The 8,687-nt window shown below is 31.9% G+C and carries 6 protein-coding genes; 1 reads left to right on the top strand and 5 read right to left on the bottom strand.

Annotation, left to right across the window (positions count from 1 at the left end):
• Positions 1-85: 85 nt before the first annotated feature.
• The 3 genes from ACJAX4_RS19545 to ACJAX4_RS19535 form a co-directional block, all read right to left on the bottom strand.
• Complete coding sequence (locus tag ACJAX4_RS19545; RefSeq protein ID WP_435791112.1) at positions 86-238, bottom strand: hypothetical protein; 153 nt, start codon at positions 236-238, stop codon at positions 86-88.
• Between the two features lie 31 nt (positions 239-269).
• Entirely contained in the window at positions 270-2,891 is a 2,622-nt protein-coding gene (adhE, locus tag ACJAX4_RS19540) for a bifunctional acetaldehyde-CoA/alcohol dehydrogenase (protein ID WP_435791111.1), read from the bottom strand.
• Positions 2,892-3,122: 231 nt separating this feature from the next.
• Complete coding sequence (locus ACJAX4_RS19535; protein WP_435791110.1) at positions 3,123-5,066, bottom strand: sigma-54-dependent Fis family transcriptional regulator; 1,944 nt, start codon at positions 5,064-5,066, stop codon at positions 3,123-3,125.
• A gap of 138 nt (positions 5,067-5,204) precedes the next feature.
• Here ACJAX4_RS19535 and ACJAX4_RS19530 point away from each other — a divergent pair, with 138 nt between their 5' ends.
• Positions 5,205-5,495: an aldo/keto reductase gene (locus ACJAX4_RS19530; protein WP_435791109.1), complete on the top strand. Its 291-nt coding sequence runs from the start codon at positions 5,205-5,207 to the stop codon at positions 5,493-5,495.
• A 73-nt stretch (positions 5,496-5,568) separates the two neighbouring features.
• Here ACJAX4_RS19530 and ACJAX4_RS19525 read toward each other — a convergent pair whose 3' ends face one another.
• Both ACJAX4_RS19525 and ACJAX4_RS19520 read right to left on the bottom strand, forming a co-directional pair.
• Entirely contained in the window at positions 5,569-6,963 is a 1,395-nt protein-coding gene (locus ACJAX4_RS19525; protein WP_435791108.1) for a L,D-transpeptidase family protein, read from the bottom strand.
• A 146-nt stretch (positions 6,964-7,109) separates the two neighbouring features.
• A complete protein-coding gene (locus tag ACJAX4_RS19520; RefSeq protein ID WP_435791107.1) occupies positions 7,110-8,600 on the bottom strand; it encodes a nicotinate phosphoribosyltransferase in 1,491 nt (496 codons plus the stop codon).
• Between the last annotated feature and the right edge of the window lie 87 nt (positions 8,601-8,687).

The following is an 8,687-nucleotide window of genomic DNA, read 5'->3' as shown; positions in this document are numbered from 1 at the left end:
TGACGAAGTCATGGCACCTGCTTCTATATAAAAATTATTTAAAAACCAATAGCAAGTAAAATCTGCCCACAAGTGCTTCCATATTTTACAACAGGCCCGCACCGTTCCTACCTACACTATTTTTAAGTTTATTTTCAAGTTGCTTTTCAGCATCAATCCTTTTAAGGTTTTCTATTTTTATTTCCATGAATTGATCTTTCATTTGTTCATTAGACATATTTCTTACATCCACCTTCATACCTTTATCCATCCTCTCAGGTACAATGTAGTTATTCGAATACTTTGACATACATTTCTTTAATTTCTTTGATTAATGGGTATCTTGGATTAGCACCTGTACATTGGTCATCAAACGCTAATTCACTCATTTCATCGAGTGTTGCATCGAAATCTTCTTTTTTAATTCCTGCTGCACTTATAGTCTTCGGAATCTTTACTGTGTCTTTTAATTGTTGAATAGCTTTAATTAATAAATCTACTTTTTCATCGTCTGTACTTCCACCTAATTGTAGATTTTCAGCAATTATTGCATATCTTCTCTTAGCATTAGGATATTCATATTGTGCGAAGGTCCCTTGCTTTCTTGGGTTTTCTACAGCATTAAATCTTATGGTTTCATTAATTAATAATGCGTTAGCAACGCCATGTGGCACATGATGTTTTGCTCCTAATTTATGTGCCATTGAATGGCATACTCCTAGGAATGCATTCCCAAATGCCATTGCAGCCATTGTTGAAGCATGAGCCATTCCTTCTCTTGCTTTTATGTTTGTTTGACCCTCACTATATGCAAGTGGTAAGTTCTTAAATATTTCTTTTATTGCTTCTAGAGCGAGTCCATCTGTAAAACATGAGGCCATAATTGATACATAAGATTCAATAGCATGAGTTAAAGCATCTATACCTGAAGCTGCTGTAAGTCCTTTTGGCATATTTGTCATAAGTTCTGCATCTACTATTGCCATATTGGGAAGTAACTCATAATCAGCTAGTGGATATTTAGCTCCTGTTTTCTCATCAGTAATTACTGCAAATGGAGTAACTTCTGAACCAGTACCAGCTGTAGTTGGTACTGCAACCATATAACACTTGGAACCCATTACAGGGAATGCATAGACTCTCTTTCTAATATCCATAAATCTCATAGCTAGGTCTTCGAATTTTACTTCTGGATGTTCATATAGTACCCACATTATTTTAGCCGCATCAATCGGTGACCCTCCTCCAATTGACATAATTGTATCTGGTTTAAATGTATTCAATGCTTCAACACCTGCTCTTGCAGTAGCTAGGGTTGGATCTGGTAATACATCTGAGAATACCTTAAACTCTATACCAAGTTCTACTAAAACTCTTGTAGCTCTGTGCACAATTCCAAGATCAACAAGAATCTGATCAGTTACTATAAATACTTTCTTCTTTCCTAACACTTTTAATTCTCTCATAGCGACCTCAAGGCAACCATATTTAAAATAAACTCTTTCAGGAACTTTAAACCAAAGCATATTTTCTCTCCTCTCAGCTACATTCTTAATGTTTAATAGTTGCTTTATTCCAACGTTTTCTGAAACAGAATTCCCCCCCCATGAACCACAACCAAGTGTTAATGAAGGAGTAGTCTTAAAGTTGAATAAGTCACCTATTCCGCCGTGAGATGATGGCATATTGATCATAATTCTTCCTGTTCTCATAAGCGAACTAAACTTAGCTATTCTTTCTTTAGACTTAGTTCTATGAGTCCATAATACGCAGCTGTGCCCATAGCCTCCAAGTACAACAAGTCTTTCTGCCTTAGCTAGTGCTTCATCAAAGGTTTTAACCTTATACATACCAAGTACTGTAGATAATTTTTCATGTGAAAATTCTTCTTCAAGTTCTACTGATTCGATTTCTCCTATAAGAACTTTTGTTTCTTCTGGAACTTTAAATCCTGCCAGGGATGCAATATATGAAGCTGCTCTACCTACCTGTTTAGGATTTAATCTACCATCAACTAATATTACTTTTCTTATTTTTTCTGTTTCGTCTGGTGTAAGGAAATAAGCTCCTCTCTTAGCAAATTCTTTTTTAGCTTCTGCATATATGCTCTCCATAACGATTATAGTCTGTTCAGATGCACATATTGTTCCATAATCAAAATTCTTAGAAAGTAAAATTGAACTTACAGCCATTTTAATATCAGCTGTTTCATCAATAATTGCCGGTGTATTTCCTGAACCAACTCCGACTGCTGGTTTTCCTGATGAATAAGCGGCTTTTACCATTCCTGGACCACCTGTTGCAAGTATCAAATCTGATGATTTCATAACAAGCCCTGAAAGTTCTATTGTAGGCTCATCTACCCATGCTATTATATCTTTAGGTGCGCCTGCCGCCACTGCAGCATCTCTTACTACTTTAATTGCAGCAATAGTACATTTTTTAGCTCCTGGATGCGGAGAGAAAACGATTCCATTTCGGGTTTTTAAAGCTATAAGTGCTTTAAATATTCCTGTAGATGTTGGGTTTGTAGTTGGAACAACTGCTGCTAGAACTCCAATTGGTTCATAGATTTTTGATATGCCTCCAGCCTCATCATGTTCGAAAACTCCAACAGTTTGTGAATCTTTATAAAAATTATATATATATTCTGAAGCATAATGATTTTTTATAACTTTGTCTTCAATAAGTCCCATTCCTGTTTCTTCAACTGCTAATTTTGCTAAAGGAATTCTTTGAACATTTGCTGCAATAGATGCTTCTTTAAATATATGATCTACCTGTTCTTGGGTGAAAGTAGAGTACTTCTTTTGAGCTTCTCTAACCTCCGCCATTCTAATATTTAATTCTTCAACATTTGTAACAATTAGTGTAGTTGTTTTTTTGGCTTCGTAAGCATTCGACACTTTCATAAAAACACCTCGTTCGTAAGATTTAGCTGCTTCAAATAATTTTTTCAACTATAAACTTATATAGAGCAAATATTATGCCAACTTTTTATTATATGAATTCACTGGTACAAGCCAACCTACCTCGGTGGTACTGTATATTTTTTATACTTTTTCCCTTATTTTGGCGTATAAATTTTAAGCACTGTATAATTTTTATACAGTGCTTAAAGTTCATATATATTTATTTGAATTTTACCTTGTTATATTGTACCTTTTTATTTTAGAGTATAACGTGGCCCTAGTTATGCCTAGTTTTTTTGCTATTATTGTCATATTACATTCATCTTGATTCATTGCTTTTATTATTCCATTTTTTTCTAATTCTGCTAAGGTGTAAATTTTTTTATTTTCTATATTTAATGCTTTATTTAAATTATCCTTATCTATAGTATTATTTTTTTCACCATCGTGAAAGACCTTTGTGCTTTCACCGTTTAAGTTTACTATATTTTCAATACAATTTTCTAATTCTCTTATGTTTCCGGGCCAATTATAATTTATCATTTTTTCATATATACTTGCACTCATAATTGTAAGCCTCTTGTTTAATTTATTAGCCTTTATCTTCAAAAGAAAATCAATGAGAATTGGTAAATCCCCTTTTCTTTCTCTAAGTGGTGGAATTTTTATTGGAATAACGCTTAGCCTATAGAACAAATCTTCTCTAAATCTTCCTTTTTCAACTTCTTTCTTTAAATCTTTATATGTTGCAGCAATAATTCTTACATCCACAGGGATTATTTTATCTCCCCCAACTCTAGTTATGTATCCTTCCTGCAAAACTCTCAAAAGACTAACTTGCATTTCAAGTGGCATCTCACCTATTTCGTCTAAAAAGAGTGTACCTCCACTTGAAAGTTCAAACTTACCTGCACATCCTCCTCTTCTAGCTCCTGTAAAAGAACCCTCCTCATAGCCAAACAGTTCACTTTCTATGAGGTTTTTAGAAATAGCTCCACAATTAATAGCAATAAATGTTTTATTACTTCTATCCCCGTAATTATGTATAGATTGAGCCAACAGTTCTTTCCCAGTTCCGCTTTCACCTTGAATAAGAACGGTTGATGGAGAAGAACTTACTGCCTTAGCATCTTCTATTACTTTTTTAATTTCTTGGCTGTCACCAACAATATCCTCAAAATTATAAATTGCTTTACCACTACTATATTGATTTAAAGGTTTAATCACCTCTTTTATTGCCGTAAACACAATAACCATACCTGTAACTTCTTTTTCAACTTCTATTGGATTTGCAGATACATTATATCTAGTTTTTGTTGTTTCATTGCTTAAAGTTACCTCAAAATTATTATAAACATTTCCATTTACAATCTTTTCAAATATATTTATCCAATCAGGTAGGATAGTATCCACTTTTTTACCAACGATATCCTCTTCTTTTATACGTAAAATACTACAGGCTTCTTTATTTATGGTTTCTAAAATCCCATGTTTATTTATCATATATATACCTAAATAAATAGAATCTACTATCCTATTCATGTATTGATAAGTCTCTAGCAACCTATTATTTATATATTCAACATTTATTTGATTTTCAATACATTTCACAGCTGAAACTATAAGGCCAAGTGTATGTTTTTGAACGTTCTCCATGCCGCCAGTTAAATTAAGTAATCCAATTATATTCCCATCTACATCATGAATTGGTGCTGCAGAGCAAGTCCACCTTTGATATGCAGTAATAAAATGTTCTTTTTCAGAAATTTGAATAGGCTCATGTTCTTTTATAGCAATACCCATTGCATTTGTTCCTATACTGTTCTCTGACATAGAAGCACCTACTACCATTTTTAAACTTAGTGCCTCTTTAACTACATCTTCATCTCCTAGAATTTTTAAAATGCAACATTCATTATCAAGTAAAATTATAAAAAAACCAGATCCCTTTAAAAATTCATATAAAGTTACCATAAATCTAGAAGCTATATTTAAAAGCTTTCTATTTTTATTAATTTTATTTTCTAGCTCTTCTAGCTCTAGTATTCTTTTAGGGAATATCATCCCTTTTTCAATACCATAATCTACTGATCTTTTATGCGATTTTTTAATTATTTCTAATCGATTTTTTGAAACTTCTGGTTTTAAGGTTTGTTTTCTAAGTTCAATCTCCAATTGTAAATGCCTCCTTATAGTCAAGTTTATTACTTCCATTAGTTATGCAGTACAACTCACTTAATGATTTAACATTTATTTATATTATTTCGTCATAAAACTATTTTTTCCCTGCATCATTTGTATAATAGCGTTAATATGCCTTGGATTGGTCTTGGTGTTTTCAAAGTTAAAGATGGCTCTGAAGCTGTAAATGCTGTAACCGCAGCGATTAAAAACGGCTATAGAATCATAGATACAGCCTTTGTTTATAAAAATGAAAAAGGTGTTGGTCTAGGAATTAAAGAAGGCCTTAGAGCAACCCGCCTTTCAAGAGAATATTTATTCATAACATCAAAAGTTTGGAATTCAGATCAAGGTTATGATACTACCCTTACAGCTTATGAAGACAGTAGAGTTGGATCAAATCCCGATACTTTCAATTTCTAACGCACTAAATGCTGCTTTTTATTTTCTTATGTTATTCCTAAAAAATAAGATGGATTGTAGAACTTTCAATTATTTATTCTTCATAACAAATAATTGGAGTTCCCTCTTCTATATTATCAAAAATTGTTTTAGCTAAATATATTGGAGCATTTATGCATCCATGGGTTCCCCTTCTCTTATATATCTCGCCTCCAAAAGAATATCTCCAACTTGCATCATGTAATCCTATATTCCCAAAAAAAGGCATCCAATAAGTTACTGGGGCTTCATAACCAGGTCCTGTTAATGTTGCCCCCTTTTGTTTATAATTAAGCATATAAGTTCCAAGAACAGTAGAATGTCCTCTATTGGGATTACCTGTTACTACAGAACCTTGTGTTATGATCTTTCCATTTTTATAAAACCATAGATGCTGTCTTGTTATATTAACTTCTACATAAGTATTACCTATTTCATTTCCCGCCCTATATAAAGCCTTCTGAGTATATATAGGTTCTTTTTCAAATACATTACCAAGTTTTATATTCTCTAATAATGCTGCTGTTTCAGCCTCACGATTAATTTCAAAGCCATAAAGTCCACCGCTGACTTCTACTATTTTCCCTATAGAGGTTTTAAAATTTCTTACTATTCCAACGGTATCATATTTTCTACTCAATTGTTTAACATATTTCATAACTGCTATTTCGCTTATAACCGTTTCTAAATTTTTATCAACACTAAGCCACCCACTTATTATATTTCCATCTAATATTTCCTTTTTACTCCCAAATTTATAAGTGATTTTTGCTTTCACATATTCATTAAGTAAATTCTTAGTTTCAACAGTTTTATCAGAATTCAATGTGTACCTAGGATTTTCATAACAATGATTTTCATTTAAATCTAATTTTCTTATTCCTTTTAATATGCTCATTTCTATATTTTCATATAATTCATCTTTAATTATCTTATTTCCATATACCTCATCAATGACTTTATAGGAACCAAATGCGTACTTAAAGCCTACATTTTGAGGTTCTATAATGTCTGCATTTAAACAATTTAATCTATTTATCTTATTTTCTAATTTATCTTTATTGTAAAAAAACAAATCATCAACATAATATTTTTGCTCCTTTAATAATGAAATTATCCATTTAAAAGAATTTTTCCTGGGATAAACTTTATCAATACTATTTTTTTCATTGTACTCTATTCCTATATCTCGTCCTATTATTTCTTCTACTTCCCCATTTCTTTCTACTAACTGTAGCTTATAATCCTCAACATAATTCCTAATTATATCCTCTATATCTTCCTGTGCTTTTAATGACACATCTACCCCATTTATTACTGTATTAAAAAAGGAATACTTAGAAAAATATAAGGAGGTGAGTAAATATATTAGTAAAATTGAAGCTATAAAAATAATAACATTTCCTGTAGCTTTACTTTTAAAAAGCTTTTTTATATTAACATTCTTCATACATATTTATACCTCTCGTCAAAAATTTAAACACATTAACTAGTTTATAATATGTTTGTATTTTTGATTTTAAAACTAAATATATAGATATTAAGCCTATTATTTCTTAAATATAGGGTAAAATCTTAGAGAAGTAAAATCGCAACTTATTTTTCGTTTTCTTCTTGTGTATCTCTATATTTGTGAATTAATTCCTGCTTAACCATCCAAAGTTCCTGAGATAAATCCACAAAGTATTTATGAGGATTAGAAAACCGCCTAACTTCCTCCCATATTCTATCTACTTGTTTTTTGCAATAAGCTTTTATTTGTTCTATGGTTGGTGATTCATATACACATTTTCCTTTAAGGAAAACTGGTACTTGGAGCTTTTCCGCATAGAAGTTGGTGATTTTTTTCTTCTTCCAAATAGAAACTGGATCAAAGATTGTATAAGGTTCTGTTTCATCTATAACTTCATCCGCCAATGTAATAACATCAGCAATTGCCTTATGTGTACCCTTGTAATATAATCTCCAAGTCATTTTGTATCCTGGATTGATAATTTTATCTTCATTTTCACTTAATTTTATTCTTGGAGAAATCTCTCCATTTTCTTCAACTGCTACTAATTTATAAACACCACCAAAAACTGGTTCCGATTTAGCAGTAACCATTCTTTCACCAACACCAAATATGTCTATTTTAGCGCCTTGATTTAATAAATCCGTTATAATATATTCATCTAAGCTGTTTGAGGCAACTATCTTACAATCTTTAAGCCCTGCGTCATCAAGTATACTTCTTACTTTCTTAGAAAGGTATGAAAGGTCTCCGCTATCAAGTCTAATTGCTTTGAGTCTCATGCCAATTGGCTCTAGAACATTCTTAGAAACTTTAATAGCATTAGGAATACCACTTTTTATAACGTTATAAGTATCAACAAGTAGTGTACATGAATCTGGGTAAGTTTTTGCATATGTTTCAAAAGCCTTATATTCATCTCCAAATAATTGCACCCAAGAATGAGCCATTGTACCAGTTGCAGGAATTCCAAACATTGTTTCCGCCATTACAGTAGCAGTACCAGTTACACCCCCTATATAAGCAGCTCTTGCTCCAATTATAGCTCCGTCAGCGCCATGTGCTCTTCTTGCCCCCAGTTCCAAAACTGGTCTTCCCTGAGAAGCTCTAACAATTCTATTAGCCTTAGTAACTATTAAGCTTTGATGATTCACTGTTAATAGAAGCATTGTTTCAATAAGCTGCGCATCAATTACCTTTGATTTAACCGTTACAAGAGCTTCATTTGGAAATACCGGCGTTCCTTCAGGTATTGCATATACATCTCCAGTAAATTTAAAAGTTAATAAGTATTGTAAAAATTCTTCTGATAAAACCCCTTTGCATCGCAAGTACTCAATATCTTCTTGTGTGAATTTTAGATTCTTAATAAAATCAATAAGTTGCTCTAGTCCCGCTACTATTGAAAAACCTGCCCCATCTGGGTTCTTTCTGTAAAACATATCAAAATACACAATAGTATCTGAAATCCCATTTACAAAGTATCCATTTGACATTGTTAGTTCATAAAAATCCATTAACATTGAAAGATTTCTTCCTTCTTTAAGATTAAAGTCGTTTGTTATTTTTTTCATTTTATTATTCCCCTAAATATTTGAATTATTAAATTGAATATAAAATATGTTGATTGAATAGGTATAAAGTTCCTTTTAATTTTACAC

It is taken from the genome of Clostridium sp. (assembly GCF_051278035.1).
GTDB lineage: Bacteria > Bacillota > Clostridia > Clostridiales > Clostridiaceae > Clostridium_AD.
This window is presented reverse-complemented; position numbering and strand designations above follow the sequence as displayed.